Genomic DNA, 17,041 nt, shown 5'->3' on the forward strand with positions numbered 1-17,041 from the left:
GCGACACCTCTTGATCATAACTGCGTACCGGGATGCTCGCACAGGCAACGGCGCCGATGATGCAAGCCATTGCAACAACGCACAGCGATAGTTTGTTGAAAGTCGCGTGGGTTTTCATGCGTTTCTCCTCATTGGGGGTTAGTCTATTTGAAGCGTATCAGGAGGGTAGGCATAGAAATTTGAATCATCCGTCGCCGTCACATAAAACACACCGGCTCCCGGCGGCACCTCTGTTGTGACGCTGTTTCCCGCCACCTCCGACCAGTCTGTATTGTCGAATCTGTAGGTTATCGATTCTACCGGTTTCCCGGTCTCGGAGGAACTGACATAGGACGCCGTCACGTTACCTCCCGCCAATTCCAGCGTCTCTATCTGTGGCAGATAGGTTTGATCCAGATAAAATCCAAACGATCTTTGCACGCCGTCTCCGGTTAGAATGCCGATGTAGATTGGGTTTACGTCCTCAATGTAAATTTTGTGCCCGTTGTTCGTCGGGTATATGGGTTTTGTCAGCCCTAAATAATCAACCTGAGAATTGTATAAATTCAGTCCCGGGGCATAGTAGCCTGCCCCTCTCAGCAGCTGGTTCGCCTCTTCAGGGCTGCTCCAGTTGGGGTTCATCCATACAACGCATTGGAGGACAGGCGGGTCGATCAATTCGTTCCCATAAACATCTTCAAATCGCAAGGTGATGTGTTCGATACGCTTTTGATCATCGAGGTATACCTGGGGAATGGCATGGACGTAGGAATCTTCACTTATTTCATGAATGTAGAAACTTTCCTGGTGGTTTTGGCCATCGCCCGTTTTGTAAGTGACATTGTAAATACCTTCAGGCGCCCTGGCAGGTTCATAGACAAAACCGCCGACATCGACACCCAGGCTTTGGTTAAGCAGGGTTGCTGCATCGTCTGCAACCTCGATGCAATTCAGGGCAAGGGGCAAGTGGCCGGCAGCGGTTTTCTGGATGTAATCACATTCACTGTTTCCATTCCCAAATTCGTAATATCCATAGAACAAATCAAGAGGTTCCGGAAATGAAACATCGCCGCCAATCATTCCCTGCCCATCAACGAGGTCCTGTAATGTATAATTGTTCAGCGTTGTAGAATAGACGAGTTGAAAAAAATCATATGGGTCTTCTTCGTCGATCCAACTTCCATCATTGTCATGGTCTATTGGATGCATGCTGCCGCCGGCAGCGGTATTCGCAATGACATGAGGATCGAAGGCAAAATATTTAATATATTGCAATCTAAGGGTTGAATTGTATCCGTTTCGTTGGCGGTCGAGTTCCGCAAGAAGAAATTCCCAGGGCATGCGGCATTTAGCCTTGTGTTCCTCGTTGGTGGGATTGAAAGTGACGATGTCCTGCCAGTCTATATGGCCGTCGCTGTTGATGTCATCCGGGAAACCGTCACCATCCAGGTCATCGACAAGGCCGTCTCCATCTTGATCCTCTCCCGTGAGAAACGCCTTGGCAACGCTTCTCAGCACCATTTTTATGCCCTCATTGCTGACTTCACCCTCATCATAAAGATTGCCGATTGCATATCCGGAGGCAAGCAGCAACAGGGGATTGAACTTAGTGGTAAGCCTGAGGTTGGCCAAATCGTTCGCCGACGGAACCATGAATTCAAATCGAATCGTGTTTTCAGTATATTCTTCGTCCCTGACGCCGTCGTCATCGACATCGATGTCAACCCCTCCTGAAACGACGATATAAAGCGGCTCTTCGAGATTTTCCAAAGGAATAGAGACCTCGAAGCCACCGGCATTTGCAAGCGGGGTGCCGTCTCTTGTCAATCCAACCGCAATGGGAGTGGCGGGCTGCGTTGTAGAGGTGTCGAATTGATCATCGGCACGGTAGACGGAAACATTGGCGCCTATGATTGGCCCCATGACGACCTGAGCCTTGAATTTTGTCGACTGACCGGATCCCCCCCCACCACACCCTGAAAAAACTATGGTACCTGCTGCAGCGATTAAACCTATCAACAAATAGCGGAATTGAACCATTAATTTCATAGCACCTCCACATAAAGTTTCAGATACCGTATCTATTGGAACCAGCGTGTTCAATGGAAAGTATATGTGCTGTAAGGACTAATACTAAAAATACACACTACTGAAAACACTTTTTTATCATGCACATATTATGTATACCCCAGCGTTGCAAAAGCCTGAGGGCTTCAGAGTCAAGGCGTCTGAGGGTGAAGTCGTAGCGTTTTACTTCGAACCCTCAGCAACGCGGAATCTGAAGTCCTCAGGCTTTCCCGCAGGGTAAACAACATGGTAAAATAGACACAATCCTTAGAATTCACTTTATGTTGCATCCAGAAAGTAGCGCTGTCTATTTGATATCCATTGTAATAACAGACCATTATATACACTTTGCCATGTTGTTTATGCAACTATGGGGTTCATTGGGTTAGCGAGAAGCTCAACAAACGCAATAAACACAATGAACGCAACAAACGCAATTCGGCATAGTCCTTCCAGGGTGAAACCGGTGCCAAGTGATGCACGCCCTGGTATCCGCTCTATCTCCGGTTTAGCTTTTCTCAGCTCCCTTTGCCGTTGGCCGCCGGATAACTGCCCAGATTTTTCATGGTGATGGTCATGCCCTCCACTTTGTTGAGGACTTCCGCCACGTCGGGGTCGTTTTCGGTGCCCTCGAAATCGAGAAAGAAGCTGTAGTTGTCTGGTTCCGTGCGCAGCGGCATGGACGCGATACGGGTCAGGTTGATGCCGGCGTCGGCAAACAGCTGCAGGATGCCGTAAAGGCTGCCGGCCTTGTGCGGGGTTACGAATATGATGGACGTCTTGTCGCCGATCTTTTCATAAGCCTCTCTGGCGAGAAGCAGGAAACGGGTGGAATTGGCCGGACCGTCTTCGATGCCGCGCTTGATAATTTCGAGGTTGTAAAGCTCTGCGCTCAACTCGCTGGCAATGGCGGCAGCCGCTTTGAGATTTTCCCTTGCCAGCATTTTTGCCGCCCCGGCCGTATCATAGTAGGGCCTCGGTTCGAGGTGGTTGCGCATGAGAAACCCACGGCACTGTGCCAGGGCCTGGGGGTGCGAATAGACCAGGCGAATCTCCCGGTAATCCGTTGCTTCGGTCGCTAAAAGGCAGTGATTGACCGCTACCTTGGCTTCTCCGATCACTTTCAGGTTCGTTGTGGTGAGCAGGTCGTTCACCTGGGTGACGGCCCCTTCGAGGGAGTTTTCGACCGGGACGACGCCCAGGTCCAGGTACCCCTGTTCGACGCCTCGGAACACGTCGATGAATTCCATGCAGGGAATGTAGGCGCCGCCCGGAACCAGCGTCCGTGCCGCAACTTCCCCGTAGGCCCCGTGTTCGCCCTGAAAGGCCACCAGGGAACGATCCTCCTCCTGAAGCCGTTTGCTTTCATCGATGATGGTTTTGAGCAGATGCCGGGAAAAGGAGCGTTCGATCAGGTCCAGATTCATGTGTTCGATGCGTGCCAGCACATCCTCTTCACGCGCCGGGTCGGTGACGGTCTCCTTGAATTTTTTGGACCGCAGGGCCAGACCCATTCTTTCCTGGAGCAATACCAGAAGCTCCCTGTCGACTTTATCGATTTGTTTGCGTATCTCTTTCAATTTCATGGCCACCCTCTACTTGTGTTATATATGATGTTGTTATGTTGTGTTGTGTTCCGGTTGGTTGGAAACGTCTGCAGCGTTTTTTTCAATTGCTTTCTAGAAACGCTTTCAGCGGCCTGATTTGAGCCATGATGCCTTCGAACATTGCCGGCGTCAAGGCCTGGTCCGCATCGCACAGGGCTTCTTCGGGCCGGTTGTGGACTTCGATGATGAGCCCGTCGGCGCCGGCCGCCACGGCGGCGCTGCTCATGGGACCGATCAGGCTGATCCGTCCGGTGCTGTGTGTCGGATCGACGATAATGGGCAGATGGGTCAACTCCTTGATGGCCGGCACCGCACTCAGGTCCAGTGTGTTGCGGGTATACTTTTCGAAGGTCCGGATGCCGCGTTCACAAAGGATTACGTCGGGATTGCCTTCGCTCAGGATGTATTCGGCGCAGTTGAGCCATTCCTCCAGCGTGGAATACATGCCGCGTTTCAACAGAACCGGGCGGCCGGCTTTGCCGACTTCCTTGAGCAGGGCATAATTCTGCATGTTGCGCGTACCGATCTGAAGGACATCGGCAAATTCCGCCACCCAGCTGACATCGCGGGGGTCGATGACTTCGGTCACGATGGGCAGGCCGGTTTCCTCTCGTGCTTTTTCTAAAATTTTCAATCCGTTAAGGCCAAGTCCCTGGAAAGCATAGGGGGAAGTGCGGGGTTTGAACGCCCCGCCGCGCATCATATCGGCGCCGGCGGCTTTGACCGCCCTGGCGGTTTCAATGGTCTGTTTTTCGCTTTCGACGCTGCACGGACCGGCGATGACCACCAGTCCCTTGCCCACCTCGACGCCCCCGGCGTTGACGACGCTTCTCTCCTTCTGTTCAATCGATGCCAGTTTTAAATTTTTCATGTCTCAGTCTTTCAATCAAATGTCATTCAAGCCAAATAAAAAAGCCCCGGGTACCTGACCCGGGGCGATGAAATAAAAAACCCGGGTGGCTGTTCATGTCCACCCGGGATGCTGTTGTTATGGAAGCATCAGCTGTCCGGATGGACGCGTCTAAAGAAAAAATAGAAGCGTCCGAACGCAAATTTGTCGATGATTTTGTCTGTGTCGGTATTCATAGCTTTCTCCTGTGACGTGGGCATACTGGTTTCTTAAATGCTTGTCAACCGTAAAAAATCATTGGTTACAATTGACGGTCTCGTGTTGGAATCGACACAGCCTTCTAAAAACTGGATGGTTTTGATGGTTATCTCATGATTTTTTAAGAGAATTCATTTTCCAAATGATATTTTTGTGATTTGATTGTTTTTCAGACAAGGAGGTTTGGAATGAAAGTAAAAGGTCACGATGCGAACGACAGGCCCATGACCAGTCGCGAACGGTTTCTCAGGACGATGCAATACGCTGAAGTCGACCGGGCACCCTGCTTCGATGAAGGCCTGAGACCCGAGGTCATCGAGGCATGGAAGAGGCAGGGGCTGGCCGATGAAGAGGCGCTTTGGCGAACCGTGGCCGCGGACAAAAGGGAAACCCTGGAAACCGACCTGTACCCCATCCCCGATATCGAAATCTGGCCGTCAGCGCCGGAGCAGTTGGCGATTTTCGAGCATCGCTTAGATCCTTTGGAAGAAAAACGCATGCCAAAAGGGTTCTCTGAAAAGATTGACGCGTGGCGCAGCCGGGAGCACGCGCTGATGATGTATGTCCATCAGGGATTTTTCCTCTCGATGGGGGTGGAGGACTGGCGCCGTTTTCGCGAGGTGATGTATCTGCTGGTGGACGAGCCCGCACTCGTCCGCAACATGATGCGCATACAGGGTGAGTTTGCGGCAAGATTGGCGGACAGGGTGCTCCGGGAGGTGGATGTCGATGCGGCCGTATTCAGCGAACCCATCGGCGGGAACGACCAGCCGCTGTTGTCACCCGCCATGTACGAGGAGATCGTCCTCGAAAGCTATGCGCCGGTTTTCGAGGTCCTGCACCGCCACGATGTCGCCGCCATCATTTTTCAGACGTACGCCAACGCGCGCATACTCATCCCTCTGATTTTGAAATGGGGCTTCAACTGTCTGTGGTCGTGCGAGGCCGAGACCGAGGCGATGGACTACCGCGGCCTGAGGAAAGAATACGGCCGCGATCTGAGGTTGATGGGCGGCATCGACCTGGACGTCATTCGGCTGGGCGAAGCGGCCATCAGGCGGGAACTGGAAACCAAGGTCCCGCCCTTGCTGGCATCCGGCGGGTATGTGCCTCTGGCCGACGGCCGCATGCGTGCGGACATGCCGCTGGCGAACTACCTCTGCTACCGCAAGCTGCTGGAGGAAATCGTCAGGGGTTCCTTTTAGATGAATCATAAAAGTTTGGGCCTATAACCCAAATTAGGCACCCCTCGGCCGGCAGGCTTTTACCTTGTTATTGGTTATAGGTCCGTAAAAGTTTGGTACAAACTTTTATCAGGGCAAAAGAATCGTAGATCCCGTCGTTTTGCGGCCTTCCAGGTCCCGGTGGGCGCGCGAGGCATCGGCCAGCGGATAGGTCTGGTTCACCTTTATGTCGACGGCGCCGGCCTCCACTGCCGCAAACAGATCCTCGGCGTGGGCCAGAAGGTCTTCACGTTCGGCCGTGTAGGTCATGAGGCTCGGTCGCGTGAGAAACAGGGAGCCCTTGGCGGCCAGGATGCCCGTATCCAGAGGCGGCACGGGCCCCGATGACTGGCCGAAGGTGACCATGGTGCCCATCGGCCGCAGGCAGTCCAGGGATTTCATGAAGGTGGCCTGACCCACGGAATCATAAACCACGTCAACCCCCCTGCCGGCGGTGATTTCCCTGACGCTGGCGGCAACATCCTCTTTTTCGTAAAGAATAGGGTGAAGACAGCCGTTGGCCCGGGCTTTTTCGGCTTTTTCCCGGGATCCTACCGTTCCGATCACCGTGGCACCGAGATGGTTGGCCCATTGGGAAACGATCGACCCCACCCCTCCGGAGACGGCATGGATGAGGATGGTGTCCCCCTTTTTTACAGGATAACAGCTGCGGATCAGGTAGCGTGCGGTCATGCCTTTCAGCATCATCGCGGCCCCGGTTTCAAACGAGATGGCCTCCGGCAACTTGACCAGGCGGTGGGCCGGGATACAGCGCGCCTGGGAATAGGCCCCGGGAGGAACACCGGCATAGGCGACACGGTCGCCCTCCTGAAATTCGGTTACGCCGGGACCGATTGCCTCCACGACTCCCGAGGCCTCCAGCCCGGGCGTAGCGGGCAGGGAGGGCAGGGGATAAAGACCGGTTCGGTGGTAGACATCGATAAAATTGAGCCCCACGGCCCGGTGACGGACGAGCACTTCCCCCTCGCCGGGCTCTCCCGTCTCATGGGGTTCCCATTTCAGGGCCTCGGGGCCCCCGTTTTCATATATTCGAATGGCATGGTTCATGGTGTGGGCCTCCATATTTGCAGAATCCATATATTACCTAAATTGAACTTAGGTATTAATATAATTATCGGCATAGCCATATGCAACTATGGGATCAATAGGGGCGGCATCGGTTATTTTTTACCTAAACGATGAGGGAGACCGGCTTTCACTGGTATCGACCCTTTCAAGCACTACCCGGGTGGCGTTGAACCGCGGCCCGGATCCGATGGCCTGGGGCGTGCCGTCCACGATGCGGTTCTGCGGCCTGCCGTCGAGATCCAGCATTTCACGCGGCGACCACAACACATCTTCAGGGACACGCTCCGACAGCCGCGCCTTCAGAACGATGCTGCCGACGGCGCTTTTCAATGCAACCCGTTGCCCGGCCTCGATGTTCAGCCTGGAGGCCGTTCGGGGATGTATATCGACCACCGCCGGTATGGGGCCGTAAACCTCCTGGAACTGGGTGTGGGTGTACTCGGGGACGGCGCTGGTGATGTAGGTGAAGGAGGCGTCCCCTGAAGGCAGTTCGGCTTGACGCGGCAGGGGCGCATGGCCTGCTTCTTCGGCCATGGTGGACCAGAACTCGATCTTTCCCGAAGGTGTCCGGTATTCCCCCGGGGGCAGGCGTTTGAATCGGAGGCGTCGACCCTTCAGGAGGTCTTGAAAGCATCCGGACTCGAAGGCGTTTGCCATTACCTCCTGCAGGGCGTCCACGGGGTCCTGATAGAGCCAGTCCTCACCCAGCCGCAGCTTCTCTGCAAGCGTCTGCATAACCCATATTTCGCTTCGGCTGTCGTTGACGGGATCGATCACGCTTTTGGAAAAACTGACCAGGGGATGGGTGTCGGAAATGATGAGGTCGTCCTTTTCCAGGAAAGTGGGCGCCGGCAAAACGGCGTCGGCCATTCGGGCGGTGCGTGTCCAGTGGGTTTCGTGGACCGCCAGAAAGAGGTCGTCCCGGCCGACCCCCCGGTCGAAGGCCTGCAGGTTGGGGATGGTCAGGGCCGGGTTCATGCCGCTGACGAAGACGAACTTGAAACGCCCGCTGTCGAGTTCGTCGGCCAGGGCCACCTGGCTGACGGAACCGGCCGGAACGGTTGCCTGGCGTTCGCCTTTCAGAGACGGCATGTCTACATCGTAGGCGCCGCCGTTGCCGTAAAAAAATCCTCTTTCCGCTCCCAGGAGCGCCGGGATGAAGGCGACCGCTCTGGCCTGGTCCGCGCCGCCCGAGCGCTTCTGCAGGCCGAAGCCGATCATGGTCGCCGCCGGTCTCAAGCGCTTGTAGAGATCACTCAGGGCTTTCAGTTTGTCCGGTTCGACGCCGCAGAACCGTGCGACCCTCCCGGGATCCCACTTCCCGGCGGCCCGTTTCAAGGCGTCGAAACCGGTTGTCCTGTTTGTGACGAAGGTTTCATCGATGCCCTGATCGGCAATCAATCGATTGATGACACCATAGGCCAGGGCGACATCCGATCCCGGCCTGACCCGGATCCAGAGATCCGCCTTTCCGGCCGTGAGGGTTTCGATGGGGTCGACGACGACGATTCTGGCACCCGCCTGCCTGCGCGCCTGCCGCGCCAGGCTGAAGAGATGCGGCGAGCTAACGGCGGCGTTGTGGCCCCAGAAAACGATGAGCTGCATGCGGGGCAGCTCCAGGGGGTCGAGCCCGTAGCTGCTGCCGTAGTGGTAGGCCAGGCCGGTGTGTCCGGATTTGCTGCAAAGGGCGCCGTCCGAAAAAGTGGCCCCCAGGGCCCGCCAGAGCCGTTGCGGGTAGGAATAGGTCAAAAGGCCCGTGTTGCCGGCATATTGCAGGAAAAGAACACGTTGCGGCCCGTGGTCATTCAGGGCGGTGCGTAATTTCCCGGCAATGTGTGCCGTGGCCGTTTCCCATGTGCAGGGGTTCAACACCGAATCGTTGCGTATGCAGGGGGTGTCGACACGGTTGTTCAGGAGACGCACGTGGTCCTTTGCGCTGCGGGGGCAGGTGAGGCCCCTGGTCAGCGGATGACCGGGGTCACCTTGAATCTTGGTGATTCTCCGGTCTGCATCGAGATGGGCCAGAAGGGAGCAGGTGTCGTAACAGTCACGGGCACAAACGGTTTTCTTTATCATTTTTAGGTAGTGTTTTGTGGGTTGTGTTTGGTGTCGCTGGTGGCGATGCGGCTTTCCTTTTTTGGACGGCCCGCAGCTGGTTACATGTCCTTCAACAGGGTGACGATCGCCCTGCCGAATTCACGCACCCGCCACCGGCGGATGCCTTCCACGCTCTGCATCTGCCGGACGGACCTGGGGTGTTTTTTTGCGATATCGCAGATCAACATTTTCGTCAGCACCAGCGACGGGTCGATGCCCAGTTGCTCCGCTTTGGCATCCCGCCACAGCTTGATCTCCCTGATGCGGTTGGAAACCGCCGGCTTCAAGCTGGGCAACCTTTTGCGGGGATAGACGGGGTGCTGATCCGCGGGCAGCTTCAGGGCGGTTTTGATCACCTTCACGATTTCCGATCCGTATTGTCCGGCCTGTTTGGCGCTCAAGGCGCTGGTCGCCTGCAGCTGCTTCTTGCTGGTTGGCTTTTTGCCGGCGAGTGTCAGCAGGGTTGCATTGCCGATGGTTTTGAAAAGAGGCCTGTCCTTGGCTTTGGCAACGCTTTTGCGGTACTGGAGCAGGGCTTCCAGTACGGCCAGATCCCCCGGCTTCAGACGGCCGGCGCCCTTGAAATTCAAAAACAGGGGCTGGCCGTGGTTGGCCGCCGGCCTTACCCTGCTCAGCCACTCGCACTCTTCCTTCACCCAGGCAAGGCGTTTTTTCCCGCGGAGTTCCTTTTCCAGCTCCCTTGAAAGCGGCACCAGGAAACACGCATCCCTGGCGGCATAGGCCAGCATGTGCTCCGGCAGAGGCCGCTGCGACCAGTCTTTTTTCTGGTAGCGTTTGTCCAGGACGACGTTGAAGCGGCTGTTGAGCACGGCTTCCAGGCCGGTTTGCTGAATGCCCAGAAAACGGCTGGCAAGCTGGGTGTCGAAAAGATTGCTGACGTTGATGTTGAAATCCCTGAAGAGCGAACGAACATCATAATCCCCCCCGTGAAACACCTTTTTTATCCGCTTGTTTTCGAACAGGGGCTTGAGGGGTTTCATGTCGGGTATTTTCAGGGGGTCGAGGAGGAAGGTTTCCCGTTCCGTGGCCATTTGTATCAGGCAGATCTTTTCGCGGTAGTGGAACATGGAATCCATTTCCATATCGACGCCGACGGCGTTTTTGTTTTTCAAACGGTCCAGCATCGTTCGAAGTTCACGGGTGGTCGTGACCCACTGGTAGGCTGGTGACGATTTTTCTTTTTGCTTGACCATATACTGTTATTACCTTAACTTGTGTCCATCCGCAGATGGCGAATCGATACGGTTTTTCATCTTGTACAACCGGCTGGTTCCTATTTAAATTTTCAGGCCTTTGCGTCCTCGATGCCCTTGTGGTCTGATTGAGCGCGGCCCAAAGGCGAAACGATTTACGGTGAACGACGATGATCAACATAACACTTCCCGACAACAGCATAAAGTCTTTTGATAAGGCGCCCACAGGGCTCGATGTCGCCATGAGCATCTCCGAAGGGCTGGCAAGAAACTGTGTGGCCATGGAGTTGAACGGGACACTGGTGGACTTGAACCGTACCATCGAAGCGGACGCCAAGGTCCGGCTGATAACCACCAGAGACGAGGAGGGCCTGGAAATACTCAGGCACAGTGCGGCCCACCTGATGGCGCAGGCCATTTTGCGGCTGTATAAAAACGCCAAGTTGACCATCGGGCCGGTCGTCGGGGACCAGTTTTACTACGACATCGACATGGAACCCGTTTCCGAAGACGATTTTTCCAAGATCGAAGCGGAGATGCAAAAACTGGCCAAGGCCAGGCTGCCCATTACGCGCAAAAGCGTTTCCAAGAAGGAAGCCCTGGCCTTCTACAAGGACGAACCGTACAAGTTGGAGATGATAGCGGACCTGGAAGACGGAAACATATCCTTCTACGAACAGGGCGAGTTTACCGACCTTTGCCGGGGCCCCCACATTCCTCACACGGGCTTTCTCAAGGCTGTGAAGCTGATGAAGGTCTCCGGGGCCTACTGGCGGGCGGACCAAAGCCGGGAACAGTTGCAGCGGATTTACGGCACCGCCTTCTTCGACAAGAAGGAGCTCAAGAAGTACCTCAATTTCATCGAGGAGGCCAAAAAGCGAAACCACCGCAAGATCGGCGAGGCCCTGGAGCTCTTCAGCTTCCACGAGGAGGCACCGGGAATGCCCTTTTTTCATGCCAAGGGCATGGAGGTATGGAACGTCCTGTTGGATTTCTGGCGCGAAGAACACCGGGCGGCCGGCTACGTGGAAACCAAGACGCCCATCATGCTCGAACAGAAGCTTTGGGAGCGCAGCGGCCATTGGGAGAACTACCGGGAGAACATGTACACCTCGGCCGTAGACGACAATCAGTATGCCATCAAACCCATGAACTGCCCCGGGGGCATGCTGCTGTACAAGAACAGGCCCCATTCCTACCGTGAATTTCCCATGCGGGTTTCGGAGATCGGCCTGGTCCACCGCCATGAGATGAGCGGCGTCCTGTCGGGCCTTTTCCGGGTGCGATCCTTTCACCAGGACGATGCGCACATTTTCATGACCGAGGACCAGATACAGGACGAAATTTTCGGCGTGCTCAAACTGGCCAAACGGATTTACGGGATTTTCGGGCTGGGGTTCCTGCTGGAGCTTTCCACCCGTCCGGAAAAATCGATTGGCACCGACGAACAGTGGGAGGTGGCCACGGAAGGGTTGCGGGCCGCCCTCGAAAGCTACGGCATCGACTACCGGCTCAACGAGGGCGACGGCGCATTTTACGGCCCCAAAATCGACCTGCACATCGAGGATGCACTCGGGCGCACGTGGCAGTGCGGTACCATCCAGCTGGACATGAACCTGCCGGAGCGCTTCGACCTGGGATACATCGCCCGGGACAACGAAAGGCGGCGTCCCATCATGATCCACCGGACCATTTTCGGTTCCATCGAGCGCTTTTTCGGCATTCTCATCGAGCATTTCGCCGGGAAGTTTCCCCTGTGGATGGCGCCGGTCCAGGCGGTAATTCTGCCGATCAACGATGAACTGACGAGCGCCGCCGGGGAACTCGGCGCCCTTCTGGCGGCCAATGGTCTGCGCATGACCGTGGACACGCGCACGGAAAGCCTCAACAAAAAGATTCGCGAGGCGCAATTGGCCAACATCCCGCTGATCCTGACATTCGGGGAGAAGGAAAGAGACTCCGGAAGCATTGCGGTGCGCACGCTGGACGGCAAGGTGAAAATGGGGGTTTCCCGGGACGCCTTTCTGGAAACCGTCAAGGCGCACATTCGTAAGCGGGCGCTGGACCTGAATCCGGCGTTTTAGCAAAGGGGCGGTAGACCAGAGGTCGGAGGCCAGAGAACGGGTTCTTTCTGCAACTATCAGCCAGTGGCGTATTTCTCATTCGAACCCTTGACCCCCTTCTATTTATTACCGCTCCATGGGGGCTCATTTGGAAACGACAATGAGACGACACAAGAAGGTCAAAAAGGAAAGGTCCAACGCCGGCGTAACCACCCATCGCGTCAAGTGGTGCGACCTGCGGTGTGAGCACGCGGACGTGGCCAAAGTGGATGCCCTGGACGGCAGCTGCCACACCTTTCACGCCCTCTGGTGCCAGTCGCTGGAGAAGCATGTGACCAAAAACGCGCCCTGTGAGAAAATCTTCGGGAGCCGGCGGCCGACGACGGGGTGGTAATTGATCCCCAAAAAACGAGGCGTCCGATGCCTTTTGAAGCATTTGGTATTGGATTGGCTGAAATTTGGGGAATTAGACATTGGCATTTCCGGTTCACATGGGCCGGCCTTTTTTATGCACCTGAATGACGCCACTACGTTTAAACGGTTTATTTCTCACTGGCTGCCGGTACTGCTGTTCTGCCTTCTCATTTTTATCCAGTCCTCCTTTCCCGCCCCGGAGCAGATCCCGACCTTCGATCTTTCGGACAAACTGATCCACGCGGGGGTCTATGCCGTGCTGGCCATCCTTTTCTTCCGGGCGCTACATGCCGGTAAAGCCGGACGCGGCGCCGCGAACGCCATCATACTGGCGATCCTGTTCACGACCCTGTACGGCGTCAGCGACGAGATTCATCAGTATTTCGTACCGTCACGCCACGCGGAGGTTATGGACGCCGCGGCGAATTTCATCGGCAGCGTCGCCGGCGGCATTATCGCGACCGTTTTATTGACAAAAAAATCTTAATTCGATAAACAGATCGGATCGCAAAAAAACCGTTTTCAAGGAGAGGGAAATAGGCATGAGCGAAGACCAGACCATCGTTTTGAATGGGAATGAGATTTCTTTTGAACCGGGTGAGACCGTCCTGGATGTAGCCAGGCGTTCCGACATCGACATCCCGACACTTTGTTACCTGAAGGGGGCTTCGCCTACGGGGAACTGCCGGGTTTGCGTGGTCGAAGTGGAGGGGGAAAATAACCTCTTGCCGTCGTGCGACACGCCGGCGTCCGCCGGCATGGTGGTGCAGACCGAATCGGCACGCGTCGTGGAAGCGCGGAAGATGATCATCCAGTTGATGCTTTCTTCGGGAAATCACAACTGCGCCATCCGCGGTTCCGAGGGCAGCGACTGGACCCGGTTTCAAATGGCCGTCCAGGAGAAGGACCAGAGCGAAGAGCTGTGCCCCGCGTGGGGTGACTGCCGGCTCCAGGACCTGGCCTACCGCTACCAGGTTTCGGCTGAAAAAGACCTGGAAACCACGGTGCCTTACCCCATGGAGACCGTCAATCCCTTTATCGTGCGTGATTTTTCAAGGTGCATCAAGTGTGGACGGTGCGTCCAGGCCTGTAACGAGGTCCAGGTAAACAATGCCATCGACGTTGGTTACAAGGGAGCCGACGTCAAGATCGTGACACCGGGGGACAAGCCCCTGAAGGACTCGGACTGCGTATTCTGCGGCGAGTGTCTGCAGGTTTGCCCGGTCGGGGCGCTGGTGGCAAAGAGCGCCCGCTATAAGGTCAGGCCCTGGGAAACCACCAAGGTGCGCACAACATGCACCTATTGCGGCGTCGGATGCCAGGTCCACCTGCACGTCAAGGACGACAACGTCGTCGGTGTTACCGGCGTCGAGGACGTTGCCCCCAATTACGGGAGCCTGTGTGTCAAAGGGCGCTTCGGGTACGACTTCATCAATTCACCCGAAAGGCTGACAACCCCCCTCATCAAAGAGAACGGATCGTTCCGGGAGGCAACCTGGGACGAGGCGCTGGACCTGGTGGCCAACCGGTTGACGGACATAAAAAGCCAGCACGGGGCCGACAGCCTCGGCGTGCTGACCTCGGCCAGGGTGACCAATGAAGAAAACTACATTGCCAACAAGTTTGTAAGGGCGGTGCTGAAAACCAACAACATCGACCATTGCGCCCGTCTCTGACATTCCTCCACGGTGGCCGGTCTGGCCGCAGCATTCGGAAGTGGGGCAATGACGAACACCATCGCCGACATCGAGAAAGCCGATGTCATTCTGGTGACCGGGTCCAACACCACGGAGAACCATCCGGTACTGTCCAGCTACATGAAGCGGGCGGTGACCCAGAAAGGGGCTAAGCTGATCCTCATCGACCCCCGGCGCATCAAGCTGACGGATTTTGCCTCGATTTGGCTGCGGCAGAATCTGGGCAGCGACGTCGCCTGGATCAACGGCATGATGCATGTCATCATCAAGGAGGACCTCTACGACAAGGCGTTCGTTGCCGACCGCACCGAAGGGTTTGAAGCGTTGAAGGAGACGGTGGAGACGTACACGCCCGAGTACGCCGAAAAGATCACCGGCATACCCGCTCAGCAGCTCATCGAGGCAGCCAGAATGTATGCGGGCGCGGAAGCCGGCAGCATCTGCTACTGCATGGGGATCACCCAGCATGTCGGCGGCACGGACAATGTCAAATCGCTGGCCAACCTGGCCATGCTGTGCGGCCACATGGGCAAGGAGGGCGGGGGGGTCAATCCCCTGCGCGGGCAGAACAACGTTCAGGGCGCTTGCGACATGGGCGGTTTGCCGAACGTCTATTCCGGATACCAGCCCGTTTCCGACCTGGCCGTGGCCAAGCGCATGGAGGAGGCCTGGGGCGTCAGCGGGCTTCCCACCCAGCCGGGCCTGACGGTAACCAAGATGGTTCCCAAGGCCCACGACGGCGAGATAAAGGCGCTGTACGTCATCGGGGAAAACCCGCTGGTTTCAGATCCGGATTTGAACCACGCGGAAAAGAGTTTCAACCGCCTCGATTTTCTGGTGGTGCAGGACATTTTCATGACCGAAACGGCCAAACTGGCGGATGTGGTCCTGCCCTCCAAGTGCTTTGCCGAAAAAGAGGGGACTTTTACCAACACCGAACGGCGTGTGCAGCGTGTGCGCAAGGCCGTGAACGGACCAGGCGAAGCCATGGACGACTGGAAAATCACCTGCGAAATTGCCAAACGCATGGGGTACGACATGTCTTACGAGGACGGCGGCCAGATAATGGCGGAGATCGCCGCGGTGACGCCGTCCTATGCCGGCATTACCTACGAGCGCATCGACTACGAGGGGATTCACTGGCCCTGCCCCGACACCGAGCATCCGGGGACCCCGGTGCTGCACCGGGAGCAGTTCAGCCGCGGCAAAGGACTCTTTCATGCCATCGAATACATCGAACCGGCCGAACAGGTGGATGACGACTATCCCATTTATCTGACCACCGGCCGTGTCCTGTACCACTATCACACCGGGACCATGACCATGAAATCCGAGGGCCTGAACGAGCGGTCACCGAGCTGTTTTATCGAGATTTCCAAAGAGGATGCCGAAAAACACGGGCTCGAAGAGGGCGGCATAGCCACCGTGGCCTCACGGCGCGGGGGCATTCAGGCTGTGGTGAACATATCGGACAAGGTGGTGCCGGGCACGGTATTCATGCCCTTTCACTTTGCCGAAGCAGCCGCCAACAGGCTGACCAAGGCAGCATTGGACCCGGTGTCGGGTATTGCGGAGGTCAAGGTGTGCGCGGTAAACTTGAGTAGTGCCGCCTGACCCGGGCGGTTTTTTACCCACAAGGGCGCAAAGAAACCACTGGAATATGTGTAAGGCCGCTGTCCTGCGACAGCGGCCTTTCTATTTTTAGTAAAATTGAGCCATGTTTTGTATAAAAACTAAAAAATATGGGACTTCAATTGATTTTATTATGGATATTTAATACGATGACTTGAAAGTCCTTGCGTGACCGATATGGTATGCCAGATCTGAACCCAACCTGATTATACAGCACGAGAAGATCTATCCTAAGCAAAATTGAAGCGGCAGCACGCTGAATTGCTGTTGAGGAGGTGGCGCGATGCGACGGTATGGATGAAGTGATCAATGATTGGATAATTGAGGTTGTCTCCAATGCCACGATTACATCCATCAATCTTAACCCGAGTGCCGAAAGCGAGGAGGTTCTGGACGCCGGCACCTGCACCACATCCCATGCCATAGGCATAGACGGCAACACGGCCCTGAGCGCCTATGCGGCCACGGATATTATTTCGCGGGACTGCCGTACCGAGGGGCGCGTTGTGTCTGAGGTGTCGGCCACTGGCATAGACGCGGGCGGCGGCGATGTCGAGGTCATCAACACGGGTCTCATCACCGTGCTGGGGGGTGCCGATGCGCAAGTTACCTCTTCCGCCTATTCCCGCGATCAGAATCCGACGGCGGAAGCACACGCGACGGCCATCGGAACCGTGCATGGCATCCGCACCGGCGCAGGCAACGATTTTGTCGTCAACAGCGGCACGGTCAGTGTGACGCTTTCCGCCAATGCACTGCCCTGGGCTTCGGCCAACTCGGTCTCCCGTACGACGGACACGGACGTTTTTGCCGGGTCGCAGGCCACCGCCGCGGGGATTGCCGTGGGCGCT

At 56.1% G+C, this 17,041-nt stretch carries 12 protein-coding genes; 6 read left to right on the forward strand and 6 right to left on the reverse strand.

Annotated elements, in window-relative coordinates:
• Nucleotides 1-138: 138 nt before the first annotated feature.
• From LJE94_04195 to aroF, 3 genes are all read right to left on the reverse strand, one after another.
• Nucleotides 139-2,028, reverse strand: a complete 1,890-nt coding sequence (locus tag LJE94_04195; GenBank protein MCG6909308.1) for a hypothetical protein — start codon at nucleotides 2,026-2,028, stop codon at nucleotides 139-141.
• Between the two features lie 536 nt (nucleotides 2,029-2,564).
• The gene (gene pheA / locus LJE94_04200) at nucleotides 2,565-3,632 is read right to left on the reverse strand and encodes a prephenate dehydratase (protein ID MCG6909309.1); all 1,068 of its coding nucleotides are present in this window, start codon (nucleotides 3,630-3,632) and stop codon (nucleotides 2,565-2,567) included.
• An 82-nt stretch (nucleotides 3,633-3,714) separates the two neighbouring features.
• Nucleotides 3,715-4,524: a 3-deoxy-7-phosphoheptulonate synthase gene (aroF, locus tag LJE94_04205; GenBank protein MCG6909310.1), complete on the reverse strand. Its 810-nt coding sequence runs from the start codon at nucleotides 4,522-4,524 to the stop codon at nucleotides 3,715-3,717.
• Nucleotides 4,525-4,949: 425 nt separating this feature from the next.
• On the opposite strand from aroF, the gene LJE94_04210 reads away from it, so the two are divergent.
• Nucleotides 4,950-5,966, forward strand: a complete 1,017-nt coding sequence (locus LJE94_04210; protein MCG6909311.1) for a hypothetical protein — start codon at nucleotides 4,950-4,952, stop codon at nucleotides 5,964-5,966.
• Between the two features lie 108 nt (nucleotides 5,967-6,074).
• Here the strand turns inward: LJE94_04210 and LJE94_04215 are convergent, their stop codons facing one another.
• The 3 genes from LJE94_04215 to LJE94_04225 all read right to left on the reverse strand — a co-directional run bounded on the left by LJE94_04215 (nucleotide 6,075) and on the right by LJE94_04225 (nucleotide 10,384).
• Nucleotides 6,075-7,052 carry a quinone oxidoreductase gene (locus LJE94_04215; protein ID MCG6909312.1) on the reverse strand — a complete coding sequence of 326 codons (978 nt, stop codon included), beginning with the start codon at nucleotides 7,050-7,052 and terminating at the stop codon, nucleotides 6,075-6,077.
• A 120-nt stretch (nucleotides 7,053-7,172) separates the two neighbouring features.
• On the reverse strand, nucleotides 7,173-9,149 hold the full coding sequence (locus LJE94_04220) for a molybdopterin-dependent oxidoreductase (GenBank protein MCG6909313.1): 1,977 nt from the start codon (nucleotides 9,147-9,149) through the stop codon (nucleotides 7,173-7,175).
• An 80-nt stretch (nucleotides 9,150-9,229) separates the two neighbouring features.
• Nucleotides 9,230-10,384 (reverse strand): HRDC domain-containing protein, encoded by a 1,155-nt coding sequence (locus tag LJE94_04225; GenBank protein MCG6909314.1) that lies wholly within the window; start codon nucleotides 10,382-10,384, stop codon nucleotides 9,230-9,232.
• Nucleotides 10,385-10,554: 170 nt separating this feature from the next.
• Here LJE94_04225 and thrS point away from each other — a divergent pair, with 170 nt between their 5' ends.
• The 5 genes from thrS to LJE94_04250 form a co-directional block, all read left to right on the forward strand.
• A complete protein-coding gene (gene thrS / locus LJE94_04230; GenBank protein MCG6909315.1) occupies nucleotides 10,555-12,468 on the forward strand; it encodes a threonine--tRNA ligase in 1,914 nt (637 codons plus the stop codon).
• Between the two features lie 139 nt (nucleotides 12,469-12,607).
• Nucleotides 12,608-12,841 carry a hypothetical protein gene (locus LJE94_04235; protein ID MCG6909316.1) on the forward strand — a complete coding sequence of 78 codons (234 nt, stop codon included), beginning with the start codon at nucleotides 12,608-12,610 and terminating at the stop codon, nucleotides 12,839-12,841.
• Nucleotides 12,842-12,955: 114 nt separating this feature from the next.
• The gene (locus LJE94_04240) at nucleotides 12,956-13,348 is read left to right on the forward strand and encodes a VanZ family protein (protein MCG6909317.1); all 393 of its coding nucleotides are present in this window, start codon (nucleotides 12,956-12,958) and stop codon (nucleotides 13,346-13,348) included.
• 55 nt (nucleotides 13,349-13,403) lie between these two features.
• Nucleotides 13,404-16,172, forward strand: coding sequence for a formate dehydrogenase subunit alpha (gene fdhF / locus LJE94_04245; GenBank protein ID MCG6909318.1), 2,769 nt, complete (start codon nucleotides 13,404-13,406; stop codon nucleotides 16,170-16,172).
• A 311-nt stretch (nucleotides 16,173-16,483) separates the two neighbouring features.
• On the forward strand, nucleotides 16,484-17,041 hold a 558-nt coding region (locus LJE94_04250; GenBank protein MCG6909319.1), incomplete at its 3' end, for a hypothetical protein.

Source organism: Deltaproteobacteria bacterium (assembly GCA_022340465.1).
Lineage (GTDB): Bacteria > Desulfobacterota > Desulfobacteria > Desulfobacterales > B30-G6 > JAJDNW01.

What these genes read in the sequence shown, in the direction of transcription:
- thrS (MCG6909315.1), top strand. Translation starts at nt 10,555, where the DNA reads ATGATCAACATAACACTTCCCGACAACAGCATAAAGTCTTTTGATAAG.
- LJE94_04225 (MCG6909314.1), bottom strand. Translation starts at nt 10,384, where the DNA reads ATGGTCAAGCAAAAAGAAAAATCGTCACCAGCCTACCAGTGGGTCACG.
- LJE94_04210 (MCG6909311.1), top strand. Translation starts at nt 4,950, where the DNA reads ATGAAAGTAAAAGGTCACGATGCGAACGACAGGCCCATGACCAGTCGC.
- LJE94_04220 (MCG6909313.1), bottom strand. Translation starts at nt 9,149, where the DNA reads ATGATAAAGAAAACCGTTTGTGCCCGTGACTGTTACGACACCTGCTCC.
- LJE94_04215 (MCG6909312.1), bottom strand. Translation starts at nt 7,052, where the DNA reads ATGAACCATGCCATTCGAATATATGAAAACGGGGGCCCCGAGGCCCTG.
- LJE94_04235 (MCG6909316.1), top strand. Translation starts at nt 12,608, where the DNA reads ATGAGACGACACAAGAAGGTCAAAAAGGAAAGGTCCAACGCCGGCGTA.
- LJE94_04195 (MCG6909308.1), bottom strand. Translation starts at nt 2,028, where the DNA reads ATGAAATTAATGGTTCAATTCCGCTATTTGTTGATAGGTTTAATCGCT.
- LJE94_04240 (MCG6909317.1), top strand. Translation starts at nt 12,956, where the DNA reads ATGCACCTGAATGACGCCACTACGTTTAAACGGTTTATTTCTCACTGG.
- pheA (MCG6909309.1), bottom strand. Translation starts at nt 3,632, where the DNA reads ATGAAATTGAAAGAGATACGCAAACAAATCGATAAAGTCGACAGGGAG.
- aroF (MCG6909310.1), bottom strand. Translation starts at nt 4,524, where the DNA reads ATGAAAAATTTAAAACTGGCATCGATTGAACAGAAGGAGAGAAGCGTC.